The sequence below is a fragment of the Butyrivibrio sp. genome (assembly GCF_015056685.1).
Lineage (GTDB): Bacteria > Bacillota > Clostridia > Lachnospirales > Lachnospiraceae > Butyrivibrio.
The window spans coordinates 43,751-67,753 of sequence record NZ_SVFW01000009.1 but is presented as its reverse complement, the minus strand read 5'-3'; the positions used below and the strand labels follow the sequence as shown (position 1 = coordinate 67,753).

19 protein-coding genes are annotated in these 24,003 nt (G+C 39.8%); 16 read left to right on the top strand and 3 right to left on the bottom strand.

Annotation, left to right across the window (positions count from 1 at the left end):
• The first annotated feature begins 9 nt into the window (after positions 1-9).
• From E7303_RS04865 to E7303_RS04840, 6 genes are all read left to right on the top strand, one after another.
• Complete coding sequence (locus tag E7303_RS04865) at positions 10-612, top strand: Hpt domain-containing protein (RefSeq protein ID WP_292144102.1); 603 nt, start codon at positions 10-12, stop codon at positions 610-612.
• 26 nt (positions 613-638) lie between these two features.
• Positions 639-3,152 carry an ATP-binding protein gene (locus E7303_RS04860; RefSeq protein WP_292144101.1) on the top strand — a complete coding sequence of 838 codons (2,514 nt, stop codon included), beginning with the start codon at positions 639-641 and terminating at the stop codon, positions 3,150-3,152.
• Between the two features lie 215 nt (positions 3,153-3,367).
• Entirely contained in the window at positions 3,368-4,795 is a 1,428-nt protein-coding gene (locus E7303_RS04855) for a hypothetical protein (protein ID WP_292144100.1), read from the top strand.
• An 89-nt stretch (positions 4,796-4,884) separates the two neighbouring features.
• Complete coding sequence (locus E7303_RS04850; protein ID WP_292144099.1) at positions 4,885-5,268, top strand: DUF4854 domain-containing protein; 384 nt, start codon at positions 4,885-4,887, stop codon at positions 5,266-5,268.
• A 34-nt stretch (positions 5,269-5,302) separates the two neighbouring features.
• A complete protein-coding gene (locus tag E7303_RS04845) occupies positions 5,303-6,679 on the top strand; it encodes an MBOAT family O-acyltransferase (protein ID WP_292144098.1) in 1,377 nt (458 codons plus the stop codon).
• 14 nt (positions 6,680-6,693) lie between these two features.
• A complete protein-coding gene (locus E7303_RS04840) occupies positions 6,694-8,274 on the top strand; it encodes an alginate O-acetyltransferase AlgX-related protein (protein WP_292144097.1) in 1,581 nt (526 codons plus the stop codon).
• A 29-nt stretch (positions 8,275-8,303) separates the two neighbouring features.
• Here the strand turns inward: E7303_RS04840 and E7303_RS04835 are convergent, their stop codons facing one another.
• On the bottom strand, positions 8,304-8,603 hold the full coding sequence (locus E7303_RS04835) for a hypothetical protein (protein ID WP_292144096.1): 300 nt from the start codon (positions 8,601-8,603) through the stop codon (positions 8,304-8,306).
• Between the two features lie 259 nt (positions 8,604-8,862).
• Here E7303_RS04835 and leuS point away from each other — a divergent pair, with 259 nt between their 5' ends.
• The 5 genes from leuS to E7303_RS04810 all read left to right on the top strand — a co-directional run bounded on the left by leuS (position 8,863) and on the right by E7303_RS04810 (position 15,765).
• On the top strand, positions 8,863-11,292 hold the full coding sequence (gene leuS, locus E7303_RS04830) for a leucine--tRNA ligase (RefSeq protein ID WP_292144095.1): 2,430 nt from the start codon (positions 8,863-8,865) through the stop codon (positions 11,290-11,292).
• A 226-nt stretch (positions 11,293-11,518) separates the two neighbouring features.
• Complete coding sequence (locus tag E7303_RS04825) at positions 11,519-12,904, top strand: diguanylate cyclase domain-containing protein (protein WP_292144094.1); 1,386 nt, start codon at positions 11,519-11,521, stop codon at positions 12,902-12,904.
• Positions 12,905-12,931: 27 nt separating this feature from the next.
• Positions 12,932-14,584, top strand: coding sequence for a sensor domain-containing phosphodiesterase (locus E7303_RS04820; protein WP_292144093.1), 1,653 nt, complete (start codon positions 12,932-12,934; stop codon positions 14,582-14,584).
• Positions 14,585-15,322 carry a hypothetical protein gene (locus E7303_RS04815; protein ID WP_292144092.1) on the top strand — a complete coding sequence of 246 codons (738 nt, stop codon included), beginning with the start codon at positions 14,585-14,587 and terminating at the stop codon, positions 15,320-15,322.
• A 194-nt stretch (positions 15,323-15,516) separates the two neighbouring features.
• Positions 15,517-15,765 (top strand): hypothetical protein, encoded by a 249-nt coding sequence (locus tag E7303_RS04810; RefSeq protein WP_022775401.1) that lies wholly within the window; start codon positions 15,517-15,519, stop codon positions 15,763-15,765.
• Between the two features lie 56 nt (positions 15,766-15,821).
• On the opposite strand, the gene E7303_RS04805 is transcribed toward E7303_RS04810, so the two are convergent.
• Both E7303_RS04805 and E7303_RS04800 read right to left on the bottom strand, forming a co-directional pair.
• Positions 15,822-16,481: a YczE/YyaS/YitT family protein gene (locus E7303_RS04805; RefSeq protein ID WP_292144091.1), complete on the bottom strand. Its 660-nt coding sequence runs from the start codon at positions 16,479-16,481 to the stop codon at positions 15,822-15,824.
• A gap of 34 nt (positions 16,482-16,515) precedes the next feature.
• Positions 16,516-16,710 carry a hypothetical protein gene (locus E7303_RS04800; protein WP_292144090.1) on the bottom strand — a complete coding sequence of 65 codons (195 nt, stop codon included), beginning with the start codon at positions 16,708-16,710 and terminating at the stop codon, positions 16,516-16,518.
• A 172-nt stretch (positions 16,711-16,882) separates the two neighbouring features.
• Here E7303_RS04800 and larB point away from each other — a divergent pair, with 172 nt between their 5' ends.
• From larB to pyrF, 5 genes are read left to right on the top strand one after another with little or no spacing between them, the layout of a single operon-like run.
• Positions 16,883-17,653 carry a nickel pincer cofactor biosynthesis protein LarB gene (gene larB, locus E7303_RS04795; protein WP_292144089.1) on the top strand — a complete coding sequence of 257 codons (771 nt, stop codon included), beginning with the start codon at positions 16,883-16,885 and terminating at the stop codon, positions 17,651-17,653.
• 45 nt (positions 17,654-17,698) lie between these two features.
• Entirely contained in the window at positions 17,699-19,171 is a 1,473-nt protein-coding gene (locus E7303_RS04790; RefSeq protein WP_292144088.1) for a 4Fe-4S dicluster domain-containing protein, read from the top strand.
• Between the two features lie 20 nt (positions 19,172-19,191).
• On the top strand, positions 19,192-22,209 hold the full coding sequence (locus E7303_RS04785) for a response regulator (protein WP_292144087.1): 3,018 nt from the start codon (positions 19,192-19,194) through the stop codon (positions 22,207-22,209).
• Between the two features lie 29 nt (positions 22,210-22,238).
• A complete protein-coding gene (locus E7303_RS04780) occupies positions 22,239-22,997 on the top strand; it encodes a response regulator (protein WP_292144086.1) in 759 nt (252 codons plus the stop codon).
• Positions 22,998-23,023: 26 nt separating this feature from the next.
• A complete protein-coding gene (gene pyrF, locus E7303_RS04775; RefSeq protein ID WP_103870050.1) occupies positions 23,024-23,950 on the top strand; it encodes an orotidine-5'-phosphate decarboxylase in 927 nt (308 codons plus the stop codon).
• Positions 23,951-24,003 lie beyond the last annotated feature (53 nt).

Sequence of the window (24,003 nt, the reverse complement as noted above, 5' to 3'; positions counted from 1 at the left end):
GGAAAATCTATGGGAATGGATTTTGATTTTTTGAAAGCAGTGGGTATTGAGCCGGATATCGGTATAGAGTACACGGGCAGTGAGGAAAAATATCTGTCTATTTTAAGACGCTTTTACCAAAGCTATGATGACAATATAAAAAAGATGAAAGACAGTCTTGATTCAGAAAATTTAAATGACTATATGATCTATGTGCATGCTCTAAAGAGCAATGCCAGGATGATAGGTGCGATTGAACTTAGCAGTTTATTTGAAATTTTGGAGATGGGCGCAAAAAGCGGGAATAAGGATATAGTTTCTGAGTTTTACGACAAAGCCCTTAATATGTATAAAAAGACAGTGGAGGCTATAAGACCGATAGGCGAAGCGGATGAGGAAAAAGCTTCAGATGAGATCTCTGTGGGGGAGGCAAAGGCTGCCGCAGATGAACTTTTAGAGGCACTTGATGATTTTGATGATGAGAAAGCATCCTTCCTTGCAAGAAAGCTTTCCGGCTATCCTTTTAAAGCTGACTACATGAACAAACTAAAAGAAGCGGAAAAATATATTTCAGAATTTAACTACGATGCGGCAACAGAACTGATAAAAGAGATTTATTCTGTCATAGGGTAAATTTTACGCCAAACGGAAGGTAGTTTATGAAGATTATAAGAAAAATTCTGACTATAATTTTGATAATTACTTTTGGATATATTTTTATAGGAGAACAAGTCTTTCCGGCTAATTCTCCACGAAATGGAATGATATGTGATGAACTTCCGGGCGATAAGTGGGTGGAAGTAAAAGAAGACGGAAGTAAAGTTCCTTTTTTGGTTCCGGGAAAAGCTTCCGGGGATATTACTCTTGAGACAAGGCTGCCGGATTCCCTTGACAAAGACTACAATGCTTTATGGTTCAGGGGAATGGACATGGATATTTATGTGGGTGATGAACTGAGGGAATGCCTTCACACACAGGACTATAAGTTTTTTGGGGATCAGTCAGCGGAGTGCTTTATTATGGCTTCCATATATCCTGAGGATGCCGGAAAGACTTTGAGAGTTCATTACGAATACAATTCCGGGATGATCTACGAAGTATATATAGGCACCAGAATAGGTATATTGGGAATGCTTTCAGACAGATACGGGCTGGAATTGTTTGTAGGAGCTTCCATTTTGCTTCTGGGGCTTTTATGTCTTATTGCGGCGGTGTGCTATAAGCATATTCACAAAAAATACCTTGAAATGGAGCACCTTGCCATTGGGGTGATCCTTGGAGCATGCTGGGTTTTGGGCAATTCCATATTCAGACAGCTCTATAGCAGTAATCTTGCGGTAGTGCAGGCGGTGCCGTTTCTTATGGTAATGATAATGCCAATACCCTTTTTGGTATTCATTAATTCCCTGCAAAGTTCAAGGTATGAAGAAGCAATAATAGTTGCAAGTACCCTTGAAATAATCAATTATGTGGTATGTATCTTCTTATTTGTGTCAGGAAAAATGAGTTTGACTGACAGCTTTTTGTATGCTGCCATATGTGCCCTTCTAAGCATAATGGTAATGTTTTGTACTCTTATCATAGATATGAAAAGACATCTTATCTATTCTTACAGGCTTGTCGCGGCAGGGTTTGCGGTGCTGGCTTTTTCTGCTGTTTTACAGATCTTTTTTTACATCTTTAGTCATGATGGCGTGTTCTCCGGTGTTTATATGGCGTTTGGCCTTTTTGGATTTTTAATATGCGCGGTTATCCATACTATTAAGCAGCTCATTGGCATAAGGCTTGAAGCTAATGAGCTTATGCACATAAATAAGTCCAAGGATGAGTTTCTGGCAAATATGTCCCATGAGATCAGAACTCCTCTTAATGGAATTCTGGGCATGGATGAGATGATACTTCGTGATACAAAGGAACGCAGTACCAAGAAGTATGCCCTTGATATAAAAAGTGCCGGAAATACGCTGCTTGCACTTATAAATGATATTCTTGACCTTAGTAAGATCGAGGCGGGAAACTTTGAAGTAATACCTGTAAACTATCAGGTTGCGTCAATTTTAAACGATGTAATAAATATGACAAGGCACAGAGCTTTGGAAAAAGAACTGGAATATGAGTTTAATATAAATCCGGATATTCCTTCAAAACTCTACGGAGATGAAATTCGTGTCAAGCAGGTGATGCTTAATCTCATAAATAATGCCGTTAAGTATACGGAAAAAGGTAAAGTTAAGATTGATGTATCGGCAGAGTACGTAAATAAGCAAGGTGACGAGGAGGATGTTGCCTTACTTACACTTAGGGTCGAGGATACAGGAATTGGGATAAAAAAAGAGGATATGGAAAAGCTTTTTAAAAGTTTCCAAAGACTTGATGAAAAAAGAAATCGAAATATCGAAGGCACAGGGCTTGGGCTTCATATAACCCGGAGGCTGGTTGAGATAATGAACGGAAATATAGATGTTGTCTCAGAATATGGCTCAGGGAGTACTTTTACTGTCCGAATTCCGCAGCAAGTAGTAAATGCCGAACCTATTGGAGATTTCAGCAAGGCCGTTGATGATTTTGTAAAAGAGGCTGAAATTGAAACGGCGTCTCTATATGCGCCGCAGGCAAGTCTTTTGATAGTTGATGATAATGAGATGAACCTGGAAGTAATTTCAGGTCTTCTTCGCGATACCAAAATTAAGCTTGACCTTGTTTCATCAGGCATAGATTGTATCGAAAGGGTTAAGAAAAGCAAATATGATGCGATCTTGCTGGATCAGATGATGCCGCAGATGAATGGTGAGGAGACCTTAATGGAGATGAAAAAGCAGGATCTGCTTCAGGGAACGCCTGTTATAGCCCTTACAGCCGATGCCCTTGTTGGTGCAAAGGAAAGTTATATTTCCATGGGGTTTACGGATTACCTGAGTAAGCCCGTGAAGTTTGAAAAGCTTGAAAAACTGTTAAAAGAGTATATCCCAAAGGAAAAACAGCTTGAAAAAGAAGATGATGCTGATGCTGATGAGCTTCCCCTTGTTCTTATCTGGGGAGATGACAAAGAAAGGCTTCGAAGGGAAAAAGAGCGACTTGAAGGAACCTACAAGTGCATATGTGCAGTGGGAGAAAAGGCAAAGGATAAGTATATGGAGAAACATTCACCCGAAATTGTGATGTGTGTAAAGTGAAAAAACTTTCTGTCTGTATTTTGTGATTTTATGAACGGAAAATTAAGTGTATAAATACTTTCTTAACATAGTCTTAAAAGCCGATAAACCGCATAGATACGCATGTTAAAGCGGTTATTATGACAGTCTATTCGGTCGGTTTCAGGTGCGTTTTTCATGCTACAATTTTTGAACAGCAAAGAAAAAACGTTCATTTGTTAAGGGGGTATTTGTTTATGAAACGTGTTTTGATTTCTCTTACGGCGGCTTTTGTGTTTGCCGGTACTATGATTGCAGCTCCGGTGACATCAATGGCAGCCGGTCTTACTGAGACAACAGATGCAAGTGCCGTTAGTTATGGCACTTTGACAGATGCGCAGAAAGCTGCTGTCAGAACTATCTTTGATTATGAATATTACAAAGAGCAGAACCCTGAGCTTGTGGCTTTACTTGGTGACAGTTTTGAAGCGCTGTTTAGTCATTTTTGTAATTATGGAATATTTGAAGGCAAGACCTGCAACGATTATTTTGATCCTTCAGCCTATGCGGCACTTAACAGTGATCTTGCAGAAGCCTATGGCAACGATATAGTTGCATATTACGTTCATTATGTGGGAGGCGGAAAAGATGAGGACAGACCATCTCCTACCCTGGCGACATGCTATGAAAAGGGAGTAACCGTAACATCTCTTGCAGATAGCTCAATTGTAATTACGCCTGATATTTATTCGGCATCCAAAACTTTGGGTGTAAATAATTATAAAGCTGCGCAAAAACTTGCCAAGGCTGTCCATCAGGCAGCTGCAAGCGGCGGAAGTGTAGTAATAGAAAGAAATGAAGAAAACAATAATGAAGAAGCAGGATATGAATTTATTGTTGTAGATAACGAACAGGTAAATCCGGCACCTGCACCTGCAGAACCTGAAGGAGAAAATCCTGCTCCTGCAGCTCCGGAAGAAGGAAATGGAGGAGAAAATCCGGCACCTGCGCCTGTAAATCCGGCAAATGATGGATACGCACTTGCAAGAGCGCAATCTCTTGAGAAAGTTGCTGTTGTAAGTGCCAAAAATAGGACCCCGGTAAATTTATATGTGGTCAGGGGGCAGGAATATGCTAAAGGCAATTATGGCGCAGCAATATATAATTATGACTTTAATGAGAATAATCTGGTAGATAAAACTGATGATTATGTAAGACATGATGAAGACACCAACTTAAATGAAGATGGATGGATAATAGAGCATATCACAAACAAAGTTTCTGTTATAGAGGGGGCTCATCCTGCTGCATGGCAAGTTGATAAAGGCACCGTTTTGGTACAGTCATACAGCGGAGAATTTGGTAATCATACAGTGTCAGAAAGACCGGATTATGTATATGTAACCGATGATAATACTGAAAATAATCCTTGTTATTACAATAATATTGATAACAGCCTTAATGTAGCAACTTTTGACTCTTCAGGTGATGAAAATACTCATTACCAGGTAACTGCCGGAATAGAGAAGACAGATGAAGGATTGTTTAATGTTACGGTAGGTGTATATAGCGTAGAAGCATCCGAAGATGAAAATGGCGACGGAGAGCCTGATGAAGTAGTATCTACAGATGATTTTGGCTATGTAGCAGAATTTGATAATGTTGAAGAGAGAGGTTTAGAATAATTATTTCCAGCCCGGTTGCCTTTTTTAGGCAGCCGGGGTTATTGAGGTTTTAAGGACGATTATATTTCTTTCGCAGAAAGGCAGGAGAAATGGAAAGAGTACTTATGATCATAATGATGCTCTCAATGCTTGGATCAGGCAAAAATCTTGAAAAACTCATGTCTTCTCAGATGGCAAAGGAAGAAATTACAAATACCACAAAAGAATTTCTTGAAGTAAGTGGAGATGTGTATTCTGACTATGATATTGAGATATCGGGAAATGACCTGATATACAGCTATTATTTCGTTGATGATTTTGATGATGAAAAGCTTGGATATATCAAAGAGGCTTTCGAAGCAGAGGATTCCTGGTCAGAGACGATAGAGAGCATAAAAGATGAAATAGAACTTAATTCAAAAATAAGACCTGAAAAAGTTACATTTGCTTATTACAGTGCAGATGGCAATGAGATTTATAAAATAACGCAGTAGAAACAAACTATTATAAAGTAAACAGGAGACAGCAATGGTTTTCAGCTCTGTGTTTTTTGTGTGGATATTTCTTCCGATTGTTCTTTTTTTGTACTACTTAAGCAGCTTCATTTTTAGAAATGATGATGAAAAAAGAATAAAGGCAAGTAATCTTTTACTGCTTGCAGCGTCAATTTTATTCTATGGACTGGGCGGTTACAGATATCTTTTCCTTTTGCTTTTAGTGCTTGTAATTAATTTTTTTGGAGGCATTGCCATAGGAAAAGGCTTCAGGATAGCCTTGATTCCTACAGTTGCCTTGGACATCGTGATACTTTCTTTTTTCAAATTTGCAGATACTTTCACTGATATCGTACTTCCTCTTGGTATTTCTTTTTACATGTTCCAGTCAATGTCATATGTGATAGATGTGTACAGGGGTAACGCCGTAGTTCAAAAGAGCTTTATAAGGTTTTCACTTTATGTATCACTTTTTCCGCAGCTGGTTGCAGGCCCCATTGTCAAATACAGCGATATAGAAAAGCAGCTTTCAAAAAGAGAAGTGGGAAGTGATAAGTTTTTTGACGGTGTTATCAGATTTTGTTTTGGAATGGGGAAAAAAGTACTTATAGCAAATACTCTGGCAGAGCCTGTGGATGCTATATGGGGAACTAACATAAAGGGCCTTGGCGCCGGGGTTACATGGTTTGGGGCTTTATGCTATATCCTGCAGCTTTATTTTGATTTTTCCGGCTACTCTGACATGGCAATAGGACTTGGAAAAATGTTTGGCTTTGAGTTCAAAGAAAACTTTGAACATCCCTATTCGTCCACATCCATTCAGGAGTTTTGGCGAAGGTGGCATATTTCATTGTCCAACTGGTTTAAGGAATATGTCTATATTCCCCTTGGTGGCAGCAGATGCGGCAACTTAAGGCTCGTCCTTAATTATATAATCGTATTTGCTCTTACAGGTCTGTGGCATGGAGCTAACTGGACATTTTTATCCTGGGGACTTTTTAACGGATTACTGATTATATCTGAGAGAGTTTTTACAGGCAAAATTCTAAAGAAGAATCCTGTAAAAATCCTGAACAGGCTTTATACACTGGCAATGGTTACCATCGGTTTTGCCATGTTCAGATCAGTTAATATAGAACAGGGAATGTCTTTTTTATCTGAAATGTTTTCAAAAAGAAATTCGGTTTATACGGTATTCTCCTACCTTTCAATGAGAGTTATGATAGCTCTTTTGGTGGGATCTGTAATATCATTTCCGGTCTATGGGGGAATTGATAAGAAACTCTCTTCCGGAAAAGGCAGTATGTTGTGGGAAAATATCAAAGGTATTTTGGCGATAACTGTTTTTATTCTTTCTATGACAGAAATCATTGCAGGTTCATATAATCCATTTTTATATTTCCAATTTTAGGAAAGGGGACTGACATGAAAAAGTTCTTTATTGCTGTTTTTGTTATGGTGTTATTTATCCCATCTATAGCCTGGTATGGATTAAAGATTGCAGATGCAGATCTTTTTAACAGGCTGAATTTTGACATCGGTGAGAAGAGGGAAAAAACTGAAATCACTGACTTATCGGACCTTGCGCTCTCAGGGGAAAAGGTCGTTGATTATTTTGCAGACAGGGCGCCCTTCAGAAGCTCGGTAATAACTGTCAGAAGATCGGTAAATGCTGCCGTTGAGAGTCCCTATGAAGATGAGATAAAGCCTGCAGCGATGAAGGCTTTATATAACGTTACGGATAAGAGGGAAGAAATGGCTGTTCTGGCAGTTTCCAAGTCCGGAACACAAAAAGCCTACAGCAGCCAGAAAGTTATAAATCTTCTTGATAAAAAAGCTGAACAAAAAAGGAAAGAGGAAGAGGAAGAGAAAAAGAAAGAGGAAGAAGCTCTTGAGAAGTTATATGAAATTATTGAAGAGGCAGAGCCTGGTTGTGAGACCCCGGGATACGTGGTCAAACTAAATACCAAGACTAATGAGACTATAAAAGAAGAACTTCCTGCCCTTGGTCATGACTGGCAGGTGGAAGAGATTGTGGATGCCACCTATATAAGTGGTGGATATACAAATTATTTTTGTACAAGATGTGACGCAACAAAAAAAGGAGATGAAACGGAAAAGCTTGTTGATGCAAGTTATATGGCTCCTGTCGTAGTGTTTACGACTCTTATGGGCCGATATGACTGGCTTTTTCTCTATGGACCTGAGGAAGCTCCCTATGATCTGGGAACGAATATATTAAGTGATGCAGATATGGCTCTTTATGCCCAAAAGCTCAGTACTCTTCAGGCTATGTGCGATGCAAGAGGGATAATGTTTGCTATGATCATTGCGCCCAACAAGAGCACTGTTTACCCTGAATATATGCCGACACTGGATGTGGTAAATACATATAAAAGAGTTCCAAGGCTCTATGATTATATTAAGGCCAATACGGGTGTCAGAGTTTCTTTTCCCGTAAATGAGATGCTTTCTGTAAGAAGCAGCTATGACCCCTATTACAAATATGACAGCCACTGGAACTATGTAGGCGCATATGTTGGAACGCAGGCTTTGTATGGACTTATCGGTATGCCGCAAAAAAGCGTATCATCTCTTAAAATGAATAAGACCAAGTACGATGCAAGAGGAGACCTGATAGAACTGGCAAACCTCGATGCTTCTTCCTTTGCGCCCTTTTATGAGTATTATCCCTATTACAAGACAAAAGTGACTATGCTTGCGGAAACGGAAGGCATTACCCATTTTACCAATATTTACAGGACAGAAAGCGACAGCGGAAATGACCAAAGATTTGTGATGATAGGCGATTCGTACAGAAATTATATGATTGATTTCATTAAAAAAGATTTCAATCACTGTACTTTTGTGCATAGAGAGCACAAAAACGAAATAGTCGGAGATATTCTGGCAGCCAATGTGCTTGTTATTCAGACTGTGGAAAGAAACGATTATAAGGCAATGCAGGATGTAGACTGGCTTATTCAGATATTGTCGACGAATTAACTTTTTTACATGATGGAAGAATAAGGCAATCAGATGGGAACGATTGTAAGTGTCTGAGGATTAACGTGTCTGGATTCGCCTTTTCTTCCGCGGCAGACAATGCCTTTTTCTATTTTGATCATGTTGGCATGTGATTTCATGGCTTCCATGATCTGGTTTGCTGCGCTCTCATAATCCTTTGGATCCATGGGAACGACATAGTCATGGTTAAGGTGTTCTGTTGAAATAACAGCAGATCTGTATCTGGTGTCATATCTTATTCCGTAGAAAGTACATATCTCGGTGTTCAGAGTGCCGTTACTGTCAGCACATTGCATTGCTATATACATATTTTTATCACCTCGCTCTTTCTGATAATGATCTATCTTCGTGGCATGAAATTACAGATCATGTTCTTATGTAGTCTATTTTATCTATATTATAATGATAATACGTTCACGTAAAAATGACAATAACAGACAAGCGTATTCTCCGTTTGACATAAGACCAACTTGTGGTAAAATTTTTTAGTATCTATGCATGATTCGTGGTAATTAATTGAGCATAGTTACGTATCCATATGAAAAAAACAAAAGGAGTAGTAAGTTCATGTCAGAAGTATACAACCATCACGCAGTTGAACCTAAGTGGCAGAAGTATTGGGAAGAACACGAAACATTTAAGACAGACGTGTGGGATTTTTCCAAGCCAAAATATTATGCATTGGATATGTTTCCATATCCATCAGGAGTAGGCCTACATGCAGGTCATCCGGAAGGGTATACTGCTACTGATATTATGTCCCGTATGAAGCGTATGCAGGGATATAATGTTTTGCATCCGATGGGATATGATTCTTTTGGACTTCCTGCAGAGCAGTATGCTGTAACAACAGGTAATCATCCTGCTGGTTTTACAGAGAAAAATATACAGACATTCTCCAAGCAGCTTAAAGAGCTTGGTTTTGATTATGACTGGTCCAAGATGATCGCAACAAGTGATCCTAAGTTTTATAAGTGGACACAGTGGATATTTAAAAAGTTATATGAAGCCGGATATGCCAAGCACATTGATATGCCGGTTAACTGGTGCGAAGAGCTTGGAACAGTTCTTTCAAATGATGAAGTTATCGACGGTAAGTCTGAGCGTGGTGGATACCCTGTAGTTAAAAAGATGATGAAACAGTGGGTTATCGACCAGCAGGCTTTTGCAGAAGAACTTCTTGATGGCCTTAACGAGATCGACTGGCCTGAATCAACAAAAGAAATCCAGCGTAACTGGATCGGTAAGTCAACCGGTGTGGAAGTTGACTTTAAGATTGTAGGCGGCGGAGAGTTCTCTATCTTCACAACCTGTATCGAGACAATTTACGGTATTACATTCATGGTACTTGCTCCGGACGGAGACATTGTAAAGGGTCTTATGGATCGTGTCGAGAATCCTGAAGAGGTTCAGGCATATATCGATGAAACTCTTAAGAAGAACGATCTTGATCGTACAGACCTTAACAAGACTAAGTCAGGTTGCCCTCTTAAGGGAATATATGCTATCAATCCTGTAAATGGCAAAGAAGTACCACTGTTTATCGGTGATTTCGTACTTGCAAGCTATGGTACAGGTGCAGTTATGGCTGTTCCTACTCATGATCAGAGAGACTTTGAATATGCAGAAGTTCATGGACTTCCACTTATTCAGGTTATTAACAATGCAGAAGGAACTGTAGACGTTACAAAGCATGCTTTCGAAAAGACAGAATACCTCGGTAAGGGCTGCATCCTTATGAATTCTGAAGAATTCAATGGAATGACTGTTGAAGAGGCTAAAAAAGCTATCACAAAGAAGCTCGTTGATATGGGCGTTGCCAGAGAAAAAGTTAACTACCACTTCCGTGAGTGGATCTTTGCAAGACAGCGTTATTGGGGTGAGCCTGTTCCATGTATTTACAAGGAAGATGGAAGCATTCAGTTCCTTGATGACAGCGAACTTCCTGTAGTACTTCCTGAACTTGAGGACTATAAGGGACATGGCGGTCAGGCACCTCTTGAGAATGCAACTGAGTGGAAGCATTATGATAAGAACGGACTTAAGGGCACAAGAGAAACTTCAACAATGCCTGGTTCAGCCGGATCTTCATGGTACTACATGAGATATATCGACCCTGACAATGACAAGGAGTTTGCCAATCAGGAACTTCTTAAGCACTGGATGCCTGTTGACCTTTATGTGGGTGGTCCTGAGCATGCAGTTGGACATTTGTTGTATTCACGTATTTGGAACCGCTTCTTATACAGCAAGGGCCTTTCTCCTGTAAAAGAGCCATTTAAGAAGCTTGTACATCAGGGAATGATCCTTGGTGAAAACGGCATCAAGATGGGTAAGCGTTTCCCTGAATTTGTTGTTAATCCAAGTGATATCGTTGAGGAATATGGTGCAGATACTTTGAGACTCTATGAGATGTTCATGGGACCTTTGGAAGTGTCAAAGCCATGGAATTCCAATAACGTAACAGGAGCGAGAAAGTTCCTTAACCGTGTATATTCATTCTTCACTGAAGAGAGCAATATCACAGATGAAAACAATGGTAATCTTGAAAAAGTTTATCATCAGACTGTAAAGAAAGTAACAAATGACTTCGAGGCTTTGGCATTTAATACAGCCATTGCACAGATGATGATCTTTGTTAATGCTGTTTACAAAGAGGGAAGCTGTCCAAGAGAGTACGCTGAGAACTTTATTAAGATGCTTTCATGCATTTGCCCACATATTGGTGAAGAAATGTGGCAGATCCTTGGTCATGATGACACAATTGCTTATGAAGCGTGGCCAACCTATGACGAGGCTAAGTGCGTAGAAGACACAGTGGAGATTGCTGTTCAGATCAATGGTAAGGTTAAGGCAACTCTTGCAATTGGCAAGGAAGATCCTAAGGATGAAGTAATTGCCAAGGGTAAAGAGCTTATCGCAGACAAACTTGAAGGTAAGAACATTGTAAAAGAGATTTATGTTCCCGGTCGTATCGTAAATATCGTTGTTAAATAATTAAATATAATATTGTATTTGAGTTCGAACTTAGATACTGCGAAAAAGAATCAGCTGACAGAATAAAAAATCTGTGGGCTGATTCTTTTTTTAGCAAATTTAATAATGAATCTATTCCGTATAGACAGTTGACTGAAATATTTTTGATGCAAAAGTATGATATAATTACTATGTATAGGTAAAAATGGCACGGGATTTTGTGAACAGCTCTTATTTGGAGGTATGAATGTCCAAAAAACGTAGCATCAGATTAGGACTTATCACTTTTGCAATCTCACTAATAATAACAACATTGTTGGCAATGGCCTTTTTGACTAATACTTCAAGGATTAGGCGAGAAAGGGCTACTTTTATTGCGGAATCTATCGCAAATAGAATCCAGACTGAAATTAAAAACAGGGAGTACATCACACGCATCCTGGAAATTCAGGTCAGAAGCAGTAACGGAGAGATAACCCAGGAAGAATTCCAAAAGATAGGTGAAGCGCTCTTTGATGATAATATCGATGTGGTTGATATAACCCTTGCGCCCAATGGTGTTATCAGCTATTTGTATCCTATGAATAGCGGAGTATCTGAAAGAATAGATCTGTTTAGTGATTCTCAGAATAAGATCCATGCGGATAACAGTAGGAATACCGGCGTGGGTATCATAATGACTCCGGTCAATCTTTCTGATGGGAATTATGGCATTATCATCAGAAGGCCAATCTATTTAGGTGATGAAAAAACTACCGATAACTTCTGGGGCTTTGCTTCAGTTACTATAAATCTTTCCAATTTCCTGTCGGAAGTAAATACTAAAGGTCTGGCAGAAGAAAACTATGAATATAAGCTTACAGGTACTGATGTTGTAACAGGTAAGACACAGATCATCATGGAGTATTCTGAAAGAGCGCTTGCAGCGCCTGTGGAAGCCATGATAAGCACTGTAGGAGGAAGTTACTGGACACTTTCTATTGCTCCTATGGGCAACTGGATGGAGCTTTATGAGATTGCTGGTGTACTGATATTAGTTGTTATGATAAGTATTCTTCTGGCGATGCTTGTTGCAGCTTATACATCTCTTCAGGCCAACGCAAAAGAGCTGGAAGTCATGTCTTACAGAGATGCGCTGACGAATCTTTACAATCCAAGAAGTTACCAGGAACATATGGAAGAGCTTTCCAAGAAAAAGCTTCCATATGGCCTTATCTATATTGACCTTAACGATTTTAAACAGGTAAATGATACATATGGCCACGAAACAGGCGATGCACTTCTAAATATTGTTGCCAAGAGGCTTCAGAACAGCATTCGTGAAAAAGACAGGGCTTTTAGAATAGGCGGAGATGAATTTGTAGTGGTTATCCATGGCACCCATGACAGGAAGTTCTTTGAGGGTGTTATTGCCAGGATGCGCGAAAATGTAGGAAGAGAAGTGACAATAGGAGAGATAAAGCTAAATGCATCCATAAGTGCCGGATATGCGCGTTGTCCTGAAGATGGCACTAAGTTTGAAGATGTAGTGAAAAAAGCGGATGACGCAATGTACTATAACAAGAGACTTTTGAAGGCTAAAAGACTTACAGGACAGGAGAAGGGAAGAGTTACTGCCAGAGATTTCAGATAATAAAAGGCATACGGGGGATAGACAAAAATGGGAGGAACATACGATACCATAAACAGGATTTTTGACACTTTCGCTGTAACATCCAGAAGCCGTTATGTTTATGTGTATGACATGTCGAGGAACATAGCGAGGTGGTCAAAGAACGCAGTTGAATACTTTGGCCTTGCAGGAGAATACATCTATAATGCGGCAAGTGTCTGGGAAACCAGAATCCATGGGGATGACAAAGATAAATACAACGAGTATATAAATGCGGCTTTTGCAGGAGAAAAGGTTGAACCCAATATTGAGTACAGAGCTAAAAACCGCAACGGAGAATTTGTAGTCTGCTCCTGCAGAGGAGTGGTCATAAAAGACTATGCAGGAAAACCTGTGTTTTATGCTTGTTCCATCATAAATAAAGGTATTGTTGACAACAATGACCCGATAACTCTTTTGCCTAATCAATATGAGATGCTCAACCACATGAGAAGCCTTAAGACTCAGAAAAAAGAGTATATCATATTGATGATAAACTTCATTGATTTTGCTGATGTAAACAGAAAATACGGTTACATGCGCGGCAATAACATTTTGAGGGCACTTGCAGTCAAGCTAAAACAGGAATCTGAGAATATGGGTAAAGCTTATAGGGGCGAAGGAACGATCATGGCCCTTATTAGTGAGACCATGAATATAGACGAGGTAAAAAAGCTTTATGGAAGGCTCAGACTTTTTACCCGAGAGAACTTAAGTCTTGAGGGAAAAAGAATAGGAGCAGAACTGGGCGGCGGAGCCATAATCTCGACAGATTTTGGCATAGATGAACATTCAATTTATATCAGTGCCAAATATGCCCTTGATTATTCCAAGACCCAGAGACATGGAAATTTGATAATTTTCCACAATGATCAGCTTGATAATAATAAAAGCAGCATAGAACTTGTGGATACAGTAAGAAATTGCATCTTAAATGGATTTGAAGGTTTCCATTTGGAATACCAACCGATCTTTTCTGTTACAGAGGAAAAAATTGTTGGTATGGAAGTTTTTCTAAGGTGGAAAAAAGAGCCATTTGGCGAAGTGTCGCCGGCAGAGTTTTTGCCATGGCTTGAACAGGATAGCGTATTTTATACACTTGGGAACTGGATTTTAGAAAATGCTCTTAGGGATGCCATAGAGATCAGAAAAGAAAAAAGAGATTTTTATTTGTGCGTAAACCTTGCATTTATGCAGCTTGAGAGGTCAGATTTCAGAACTACCCTTATTGAAATTTTGAGAAAAATAAGTTATCCTGCTACAGGTTTATGTCTTGAGATGGCACAGAGTAGCAGACAGCTCGGAATGGAACATTTAAAGAGCCAGATAGAGTTTTTGAAATCATGTGGAATAAAGGTGGGACTTGATGTTTCTGACTTTGCTTCTCTGGATTATGTAAGACATTTACCAATTGATCTGGTAAACCTTGTACCTGCAGTGACTGGCGGAATAGCCGGAAATCTTACTAACAAGTACATGGTGGAGGCAATCACTTCTTTTACCCACAGGCTTGGAATCAGAACCTGCTATACGGGTATAGAAGATGAGGAGACTTTGAGAATAGCCAGGAGCTATCCTATATCAGAGATGATGGGCTACCTTTTGGGAAGACCCTGCAGAATTGATAAATTTAAGGAACAATACCTTAAAAAGGGGAATTAAATGAGCAGAACCTTTCGTTATATTCAAAATGATGATGTTCTCAAGTCATTTAACGAGTTTAAGGATACTATTCTTGTTGAAAGACCTGTTGTGATTGCACGTCATGGAGATTATTCTCTTTTTCTCATACGTATATCGGATGGGGAACTGGGACTTAAAATTGAAAATACAGTAAAGAAAGCAGAGGTGCAGAGCCGCAAATATGAAATAGCCAATTCTAATGATGCTCTCATTTCAAGAGGCGTAAGACATGCTGTTCAGAAAATGGCTGAACTTAGTGATGAGGACGTGAACAGAAAACGTCTTCAGATCTGGAAGTGGTATGTTATGGATTGGCAAAAAGCCAACATGGATAAGACAGAAGAGATCATGAACCAGGAACTTTCCTGGGATGAAGAGACCAGCAATAAAAATGGTGAGATCCTTGACATGGAGAGCTTTCTTCACGGAGCATACTTAAACCTTGGAAACACTATATCGCTTATTGACAAGTATCTTACTGATGAAAAATACAAAGAGATATTTAAGACATTTGCCATCAACGACATAATGGAGATGACAAGCGAGGACACAAGGGACAAATCTATCGCAGAGGCTGAAAGGCTTAGTCAGATGGAGGGAGGTAAGAAGCATACCTATCAGTTCCTGGTAAGCGTAGAGGCCACTGATAAAGAGCATGCAAGGCAGGCTCTGCTTAATTATCTGGCCGGAGATGATCGAATTAAAGTACAAAGATGAAATTTTATTTCATAAAAATTTAATATTTTAAAACAGTAAAGCGTCTACCATTTTATAAGGGCATGGTATATAATGTACCCATTAGATGAAAAAATGGTGTAGAGATACAATAGGTTGAGGGGCCTGAAAAAGTTACTTTACACGCCGTTTCATCTGATGAAAAAAATTTTCTTATGAGATGGAGGAATTTAATAATGAGACGTTCCGCAAAGACAAAAACAGGCATGAGCCAGAGTTGCATTGCAATTATGACTGATGCGATTAAGGCAAAGGAGCAGAACTTATCATACGGCAAGTTTAAAGCGCTTGATATGCTGGGCTCAGGAAACATGTTCGATGAGGAAGAGGAATCAGAGTACACAGTTCACACAACTGACCTGGTTCGCAGAACAGAGCATGTTGAAGAGAAAAAGCCAGTGGCTTTTGTAAAGATCAGAGCATAATGAGATAAAAAGAGCTGTGAAATGAGAAATCATTCACAGCTCTTACTTTTCTTAAATTAAAGATGAAAAATGTAGTCGTTTAGTTTTTTACCTACGACTGTTATGACGGGGCCAAGGAACAGCGCCATAAGGATGATTCCTATGTTTGGTGTGCCACCAAATAAGACTCCAACAATGATGACCAAAAAGTCGTATGCCATTCTTATGTAGGTGAACTTCACCTTTTTTAATACTTTGTCAGATATTATCTGAGGCATTGCATCGTATGGGGCAACTCCCATGGCTGCATTGATATAAAACGATACGGCAACAATGAAGCAAAATAGGGCAATTACGAAAATGATTGCTCTTGAAGGAAAAACAGTAAAGAATCTTTCTGGGATCGTTTTGCTCCATACAAAACAGAAAAAGTCAGCTATGTATCCTACAAAAACCATGTTTGCAATGGTTCCAAGTCCAATATATTTTCTTCCCCAAATTATGACGAATATGAAAAGAACTGTGTTAAGAGCAAGCTGCCAGGTTCCAAGAAGAATCCCAAGACGCCTTGAAATGGTGAGATTCATAAATGTGCATGGGTCTGTTCCCAGGTCAACTTCAATGAGGAAGGATAGGAAAAATCCCATGAGAAAAACGCCGACAAGCATTAAAATGAGGCGCTTTTTGAAGTCTTTTTGAGTGAAATAATCTTTGATAGCATTCTTGATAGAGTCCATTATTCTTTCCTTTTACTTTTTTTGATATTTATTCTTATACTTCGTGCAAAGCATAATATGTGTTTTTGTAATTTATAAGAACAGGTGCGCTCGCAAAGGCTTCATCCCCTATGTAGCATCTGTCAGCGTCCTTATCGAAAGTGTATTTTCTTCCTTCACTGTCGTGCTCATTGACGTATTCAAGTGCCTGATCCAGTGTTTCGTCACCTTTACAAAGATGAATATTCATAAAGAACCTCCCTTTTTATAAAACGAAAATGCGAAACTGATTATATCATAATTTTATGTTCATAACAGCACTTGGTCTTTTATGATTTTTTTTATAATTATTTATACTCTTGTTATGATAGAATATTATAAATGGAAAGTATGCCCTGAAAGGCAATCTAAGGAGAATAAAAATGGACGAAAAAGCTATAAAGGAGCTTTTGGAATCTGTTAAAAAGGGCGAAAGTTCGATAGATGATGCGCTACTTAAGCTAAAAGAAGCGCCATTTGAGGATATGGGGTTTGCAAAGCCTGATTTTCACAGAGGTTTACGGCAGGGAGCTCCTGAAGTCATATATGGACAGGGTAAGACTCCTGACCAGATCCTTGAGATAACCAAAAAACTTCTATCTCACGGGCAACAAAGTGTTCTTATCACGAGAATGTCTGTGGAGGCAAAGGATTTCTTTTTACAGAACAAAAAAGACGATGGACTTGAGCTTAACTATGATGAGCTCAGCAAAATTGGCATAGCAGGTCAAATGCCTGATAAATCCAAGGCAGTTGGAAAAATAGTTGTTGCAACGGGTGGAACAAGCGATATGCCTGTTGCGGAAGAAGCCGCCAGGACAGCGGAATTTCTGGGGAATAATGTAGTAAGGCTTTATGATGTTGGTGTGGCAGGAATACACCGACTTATAAATAAAGAGAGCATGGAGCATATTATGAGCGCCAATGTCATTATTGCTATTGCAGGAATGGAGGGCGCACTTGCAAGTGTTGTGGGCGGATTGGCAGACTGCCCGGTCATTGCTGTTCCTACAAGTGTAGGCTATGGAGCAGCTTTTGGCGGACTTGCAGCTCTTTTATCCATGCTCAATTCATGCGCCAGTGGGGTAAGTGTTGTCAATATAGACAACGGATTTGGCGCAGGGTATCTGGCAAGTATGATTAATAAGAAATGAAGTTACTATTCAGGAACTGAACAGTAACAAAAAAAGGGGATTTTTATGGTTACAAATGACGAAAGTATGAATCGTTTTAAGCACAATATCATGGAGCAGGTCTGCCGACTTGAATGGGATGGCAAAAATGATCCTGAACATATTGAGGAGCTCATCCTTAAGATCATTCCCGGACCTAAGCCATCTTACAGATGCTGTGTTTACAAGGAAAGAGAAATTGTAAGACAGAGAATAAGACTGGCTCAGGCCAAGAATCCGTCATATAATCCGGATTCTGAGAATATTGTTCAGGTAATTGACCCGGCTTGTGATGAGTGTCCTATTTCAGCATATTCTGTTACTGATAACTGCAGATTCTGTATGGGAAAAGCGTGTCTTAATTCGTGTAAGTTTGGAGCCATAACACCCGGTGATACGCATATGCACATTGACCCGGCCAAGTGTAAAGAGTGCGGAATGTGCGCTAACGCCTGTCCTTATAACGCGATCGTGCATCTCGAAAGACCATGTAAGAAGGCATGTCCTGTAGGTGCCATCACATACGATGAATATGGCTACTGCAAGATTGATGAGGATAAATGCATTCAGTGCGGCCACTGCATACACAGCTGTCCGTTCGCGGCTATAGGCAGTAAGACTTTCCTGGTTGATATCATAAAAGAGATAAAGGCAGGCAAGGAAGTAATTGCAATGTGCGCTCCGGCAACGGAAGGTCAGTTTGGCGAAGACATTAGCATGGCGTCCATAAAAGAGGGCCTTAAAAAGATAGGCTTTGCCGATATGGTTGAGGTTGGACTTGGCGGAGATATGACAGCTGCTTACGAGTCTGAGGAGTGGACAGAAGCTTTTGAAAAAGGACATAAGATGACAACCTCCTGTTGTCCTGCATTTATAAATATGCTAAAAAAGCACTTCCCAGATCAGTACAGGGACAATATGTCCAGCACAGTTTCTCCTATGTGCGCCATCTCAAGATATTTAAAGGCAACAAGACCCGGATGCGTGACAGTATTTGTGGGACCTTGTATAGCTAAAAAATCTGAAGCGCAGGATAAATCAATACCTGGGAATGCTGATTATGTAGTTACATATGGTGAACTTAGAGCTCTCATGAGATCAAAAGATATTAAATTTGAGCCTGTTTCTGATGAATATCAGGAATCATCTATCTGGGGAAAGAGATTTGCCACAAGCGGCGGCGTAGCAAATGCAGTTATAGAGTGCATGCAGGAGAGAGGAGTAGATACTTCACAGCTAAAGCTCCTTCGAGCAGCAGGCGGCGCAGAATGTAAAAAAGCACTCACACTCTTAAAGGTTGGCAAGCTTCCTGAAGATTTCGTTGAAGGAATGGTTTGCCCGGGCGGATGCGTTGGTGGCCCGTCGAGACATAAACATTATACGGAGATTACTAAGGCCAGGGAGACACTGCTTTCAAAAGCAGATGACAGAAAAGTTTTGGAGAACCTGAAAAACTATCCGATGGATAAGTTTTCTATGCATCGTGATGGACACATGTGATACAGACTTTAGAGGCTTTTATGAAAAAGAATAGGAAGATTCCGGAAAAAGTACTGATAGACCTTTTCATGATTGTTTTAGCATCGTTTTTTACGATACTTTACAACAGGCAGATACTGTACGTTGACGATATGAATCAGGTCGTTGCCGGTGTTTACTATATTTTCAAATACATCCCGATCATTCTGGTTACAGCCCTTGGAGGGGCTGTGCCCGGAATGATCAGTGTGCTTGTTGTGTTTATCTATAAATCTATTGCTTATAGCAGCTTTTCTTATCTATGTTTTATTTACCTTTTGGTCTGCTGCGTGACAGACATGCTCGCCAGAAGGAAATTCTTTGCTAATATTCCAAAAACATTATTAACAGCTGTATTTTTGCAGATCCTTACAGGTAATTTCTGGGGAATCATCCTGTTCCTTTTGGCAGGAAAGAGTCTGGCAGATTTTTCAGGACTTAAACATGTATATTTCTTTTTTAATGAGGCACCGGGGTGTTTTATCGGGTGTCTGATAGTGTATGCATTTTTCAGGTTCATGCCCACAGAAAAAAAGCTAAAGCTTGGAAATGGAAAGTATTACGTGGATCCTTCAATTCTTGATGAAGATGAGAGATACGAGGTTGAAGGAAAATCCAAGATTGGCGCGGTAGTCATGCAGATTATCGTGTTCGAGGCCATTGTTCTTGGCTTTTCAGCAGAACTGGCATCAAATACCCTTATACCTACAATGAAGGTGAAATCCATTGAGAGTACTGCGGAAAACTCTGCTATTGATGAAAGATGGCGCGATGTCTCCAATGCTGAGATGCTTGAGAGCAGAGTAAGTATCACTATGATGGATGATGTTATCGCAAGCACTGAGGAACTTGAGACTAATGGATATCAGCTTGGAAGTACAGCCTTTGGTGTGAAGCTTGCCATGCTTATCTCGATTATAGTAATTCCACTTGCATTATTTGTTAACAGATATGCCCAGCGCAGAATCGCAAGACCTATAAGGAGTTTATCCAAGGCTGTCACGGAAATCTATAACTCCAATGATATCGATATTAATGCGAATGTGAAGGAAGTTCATGATCTGCATATAAGCACCGGCGATGAAATCGAAGAATTATACCACGCTGTAGACCTGACTATATACAGATTGATGGAATACATTGAACTTGTAAAAACAAGGCAGAGTATAGAGGATCAGCTGAATATCGAAAAGAGCGCCAATGAGGCTAAATCGCGGTTCCTTTCAAACATATCTCATGAGATCAGAACTCCTATTAATGCAGTTCTTGGATTTGATGAGATGATACTCAGGGAATCAAACGACAGTACTGTGATCCAGTATGCAAAAGACATTCAGAGTTCAGGTAAGACTCTTTTGGCGCTAATTAATGATGTCCTTGATTTTTCCAAGATAGAAGCAGGAAAACTGGAGATAATCCCTGTTGAGTACGAACTCAGGTCTCTTATCAATGACGTCGTCAATATGGCAAGAGTCAGGGCTGTTGAGAAGAACCTTGAGATGATCGTAAATGTTGAAGAAGAAATCCCACATGTTCTTTATGGTGATGAGGTTCGTATAAAACAGTGCATCATCAATATTGTTACGAATGCTATAAAATATACCGAAGTGGGCAGCGTTACCATTGATATTACTTATAAGAACATTGAGGCTGAAAATCCAGAGGATGCCTATGATGAAAACAAGATTCTTCTTGAAGTAAAGGTAACTGACACCGGAATTGGAATCAAGGAAGAGGATATTGATAAGCTTTCCGGAGCTTTTGAAAGAATTGATGAAAAGAGAAACAGGACAATAGAAGGCTCCGGACTTGGAATCAACATTGTAAACAGCCTCTTGTCCATGATGGATTCAGAGCTCAAAGTAAAAAGTGAGTATGGAAAAGGATCCGAGTTTTCTTTTGCTATAGCTCAAAAAGTTGTGGATATGGAGCCTATCGGTAATTTCAGTGAGGCTTACAATGAGGCGGTAAAGGATACTCATGATTACCATGAAACCTTCCATGCGCCTGATGCAAGGATACTTGTTGTTGATGACACAAGGACTAACCTGACGGTTGTAGAGGGACTTCTAAAGAAGACTCAGATAGTTGTTGATACTGCAACCAGTGGAATGGAGGCCCTTGATCTTGTGACCAAAAACAGATATGACATTATCTTTTTGGATCACAGAATGCCTGAGATGGATGGTATTCAGACCTTCCATGCAATGGAGGAGCTTAGCGGCAATCTCAACAAGAAGACTCCGGTAATTGCGCTTACAGCCAATGCGGTATCGGGATCCAGAGAGATGTACTTCAAGGAAGGCTTCACCAATTACATGTCAAAGCCTGTAGATCCTATAAAACTCGAAGACATGATAATGAGTTACCTGCCATCTTTCAAGGTTTCAAGACCGGGTGACAATGACTTCGTTTCAAATGAGGAAGAAGAAAAAGAAACGGATAAAGAGGCTATGCAGGATATCCTGAAAGTCAGCGGCATAGATATAGAGACAGCTATTGCAAGGTGCGGTTCTGCTGATGTGGCAAAAGAAGTAATGAAAGATTTCAAACTTGCTATTGATGAGAGGTCTGGTCTTATTGAAAGATACGAGGCTGAGGGAAATATCAAGAACTATACCATCTATGTTCATGGACTAAAGAGCTCGGCCAGGGCAATTGGCGCGATAGACCTTGCTGATAAGGCTGAATATCTTGAACAGTGCGGCAATGACGAGAACATAGAGGAAATAAAGAAACTGACTCCTGAGCTTTTGAATCTTTATAGAAGTTATAACGTAAAGCTTTCTTCGCTTACTCAGGAAGAAGATAATGATAAACCTGAAATAGATGCCTCTGAGCTTGAGAGCGCATATGCTTCCATAAAAGAATTTGTTTCTGCATCATATTTTGACAGTGCTGATGACATAATGAAAATGCTTGAAGACTATCGCATTCCACAGGAGTATGCTTCAAAACATAGCGAAATTAAGCGCCTTATGGGAGCGGTTGACAGAGATGGGCTTTTGAATATACTGTAATAGAAAGCGGAAAATCGAAAGGAACTGATATGGAAAAGAAAGCATTCCTGATTGGACATACCAAGAGTTTCATGGTTAATGCCATTGTTGTAGGTCTTCAGAAAGAAGATTATGAAGTTATAAGTGTTGCGCCATATGAAAAAGCAATAAAGGAAGTAGAAGATAAACCAAGCATCTATCTTCTGTACCTTGGCGACATGACCATGGACGACGTGAACCTTTTCAAATATCTTAATGAAGCTATTGATACAGAGCGTTTCATGCTTTATCTTATCGGAAACAGAGATGAGCTGACTCTTGCTCTTAATTATATCGCCAAAGAGAAGGTTCAGGAGACATATCTTAGACCTTTGGATGTAAAGCTTCTTGCGGAACATCTTGACTCTGTGGTAGAATACAGCGCAGTTGATGAGAGTTTAAGAAAAAAGATTCTAATAATAGATGATGACGGTACCATGCTCAGAATGATGAAGACATGGCTGTCGGTCAAGTATCATGTTTACATGGCAAGCTCAGGTAAGATCGCACTTTCTTTCCTGGCACAGAATCCTGTGGATCTTATTCTTCTGGATTATGAAATGCCGGTTATGAGTGGACCTGAGGTGCTCAAAGAGATCAGGGGTAATTCAAAACTTAAACACACTCCTGTTATTTTCCTTACAGCAAAAGATGATAAGGAAAGCGTTATGAAGGTAGTCAATCTCAAACCTGAGAAATACCTTCTTAAATCTATGCCTAAAGAAAAGCTTACAGGTGCTATCGACGACTTCTTGCGAAGCCGTAAATGATAAATAACAAAAAAGGAAATGATCAAATGATATCAAAGCTTATTGACAGAATTGAAAAGACAGCTGCACCAATTGTTGTGGGACTTGACCCCAAACTTAATTTCGTTCCTGATAATATCAAAAAGAGATGTTTTGAGGAAAAAGGAGAAAATTTAGAAGGGGCTGCAGAGGCTTTTTGGCAGTTCAACAAAGAGATCATCGATAACATTTATGATCTGGTTCCGGCGGTTAAACCTCAGATTGCAATGTATGAGGAACTTGGACTTCCCGGACTTGTTACATTTAAGAAAACTGTAGATTACTGTAAGGAGAAAGGTCTTTTAGTAATTGGCGATATAAAAAGAGGAGATATTGGCTCCACATCAGAGGCTTACGCTGTTGGCCATCTTGGCTCAGTCAAGATTGGTGACAAGGTATTTAGAGGATTTGACGAAGATTTTGCTACCGTTAATCCCTATCTTGGTTCCGACGGTGTGAAGCCTTTTATTTCGGTCTGCAATACTGAAGACAGAGGTATATTTGTACTTGTAAAGACATCAAATCCTTCAAGCGGAGAGTTCCAGGACAGGATAATTGATGGAAGACCTTTGTATGAGCTTGTTGGAGAACAGGTTGAAAAATGGGGACTTGATTCAATGGATGGTTCATACAGTAATGTTGGAGCAGTAGTTGGCGCTACATATCCTGAGCAGGGCAAAGTTTTAAGAGAGATCATGCCTCATGCCTATATTCTTGTTCCGGGATATGGTGCTCAGGGCGGAAAAGGAAAAGATCTTGTTCATTTCTTTAATAAAGATGGCCTTGGCGCTATTGTAAACTCATCACGCGGAATCATTGCTGCCTGGAAGAGTGAGAACTATCAGCAGTTTAACGACGGCAAGGTCGGAGAAGCTGCAAGGGCTGCTGTTCTTGATATGAAAAAAGATATTGCTGATGCACTTGCAAACAGATAAATTGCAAATTGTACATACAGTACTTAGGTGTTATAATCTACTAGTGATTTTTG

What these genes read in the sequence shown, in the direction of transcription:
- E7303_RS04865 (WP_292144102.1), top strand. Translation starts at nt 10, where the DNA reads ATGGGAATGGATTTTGATTTTTTGAAAGCAGTGGGTATTGAGCCGGAT.
- E7303_RS04860 (WP_292144101.1), top strand. Translation starts at nt 639, where the DNA reads ATGAAGATTATAAGAAAAATTCTGACTATAATTTTGATAATTACTTTT.
- E7303_RS04855 (WP_292144100.1), top strand. Translation starts at nt 3,368, where the DNA reads ATGAAACGTGTTTTGATTTCTCTTACGGCGGCTTTTGTGTTTGCCGGT.
- E7303_RS04850 (WP_292144099.1), top strand. Translation starts at nt 4,885, where the DNA reads ATGGAAAGAGTACTTATGATCATAATGATGCTCTCAATGCTTGGATCA.
- E7303_RS04845 (WP_292144098.1), top strand. Translation starts at nt 5,303, where the DNA reads ATGGTTTTCAGCTCTGTGTTTTTTGTGTGGATATTTCTTCCGATTGTT.
- E7303_RS04840 (WP_292144097.1), top strand. Translation starts at nt 6,694, where the DNA reads ATGAAAAAGTTCTTTATTGCTGTTTTTGTTATGGTGTTATTTATCCCA.
- E7303_RS04835 (WP_292144096.1), bottom strand. Translation starts at nt 8,603, where the DNA reads ATGTATATAGCAATGCAATGTGCTGACAGTAACGGCACTCTGAACACC.
- leuS (WP_292144095.1), top strand. Translation starts at nt 8,863, where the DNA reads ATGTCAGAAGTATACAACCATCACGCAGTTGAACCTAAGTGGCAGAAG.
- E7303_RS04825 (WP_292144094.1), top strand. Translation starts at nt 11,519, where the DNA reads ATGTCCAAAAAACGTAGCATCAGATTAGGACTTATCACTTTTGCAATC.
- E7303_RS04820 (WP_292144093.1), top strand. Translation starts at nt 12,932, where the DNA reads ATGGGAGGAACATACGATACCATAAACAGGATTTTTGACACTTTCGCT.
- E7303_RS04815 (WP_292144092.1), top strand. Translation starts at nt 14,585, where the DNA reads ATGAGCAGAACCTTTCGTTATATTCAAAATGATGATGTTCTCAAGTCA.
- E7303_RS04810 (WP_022775401.1), top strand. Translation starts at nt 15,517, where the DNA reads ATGAGACGTTCCGCAAAGACAAAAACAGGCATGAGCCAGAGTTGCATT.
- E7303_RS04805 (WP_292144091.1), bottom strand. Translation starts at nt 16,481, where the DNA reads ATGGACTCTATCAAGAATGCTATCAAAGATTATTTCACTCAAAAAGAC.
- E7303_RS04800 (WP_292144090.1), bottom strand. Translation starts at nt 16,710, where the DNA reads ATGAATATTCATCTTTGTAAAGGTGACGAAACACTGGATCAGGCACTT.
- larB (WP_292144089.1), top strand. Translation starts at nt 16,883, where the DNA reads ATGGACGAAAAAGCTATAAAGGAGCTTTTGGAATCTGTTAAAAAGGGC.
- E7303_RS04790 (WP_292144088.1), top strand. Translation starts at nt 17,699, where the DNA reads ATGGTTACAAATGACGAAAGTATGAATCGTTTTAAGCACAATATCATG.
- E7303_RS04785 (WP_292144087.1), top strand. Translation starts at nt 19,192, where the DNA reads ATGAAAAAGAATAGGAAGATTCCGGAAAAAGTACTGATAGACCTTTTC.
- E7303_RS04780 (WP_292144086.1), top strand. Translation starts at nt 22,239, where the DNA reads ATGGAAAAGAAAGCATTCCTGATTGGACATACCAAGAGTTTCATGGTT.
- pyrF (WP_103870050.1), top strand. Translation starts at nt 23,024, where the DNA reads ATGATATCAAAGCTTATTGACAGAATTGAAAAGACAGCTGCACCAATT.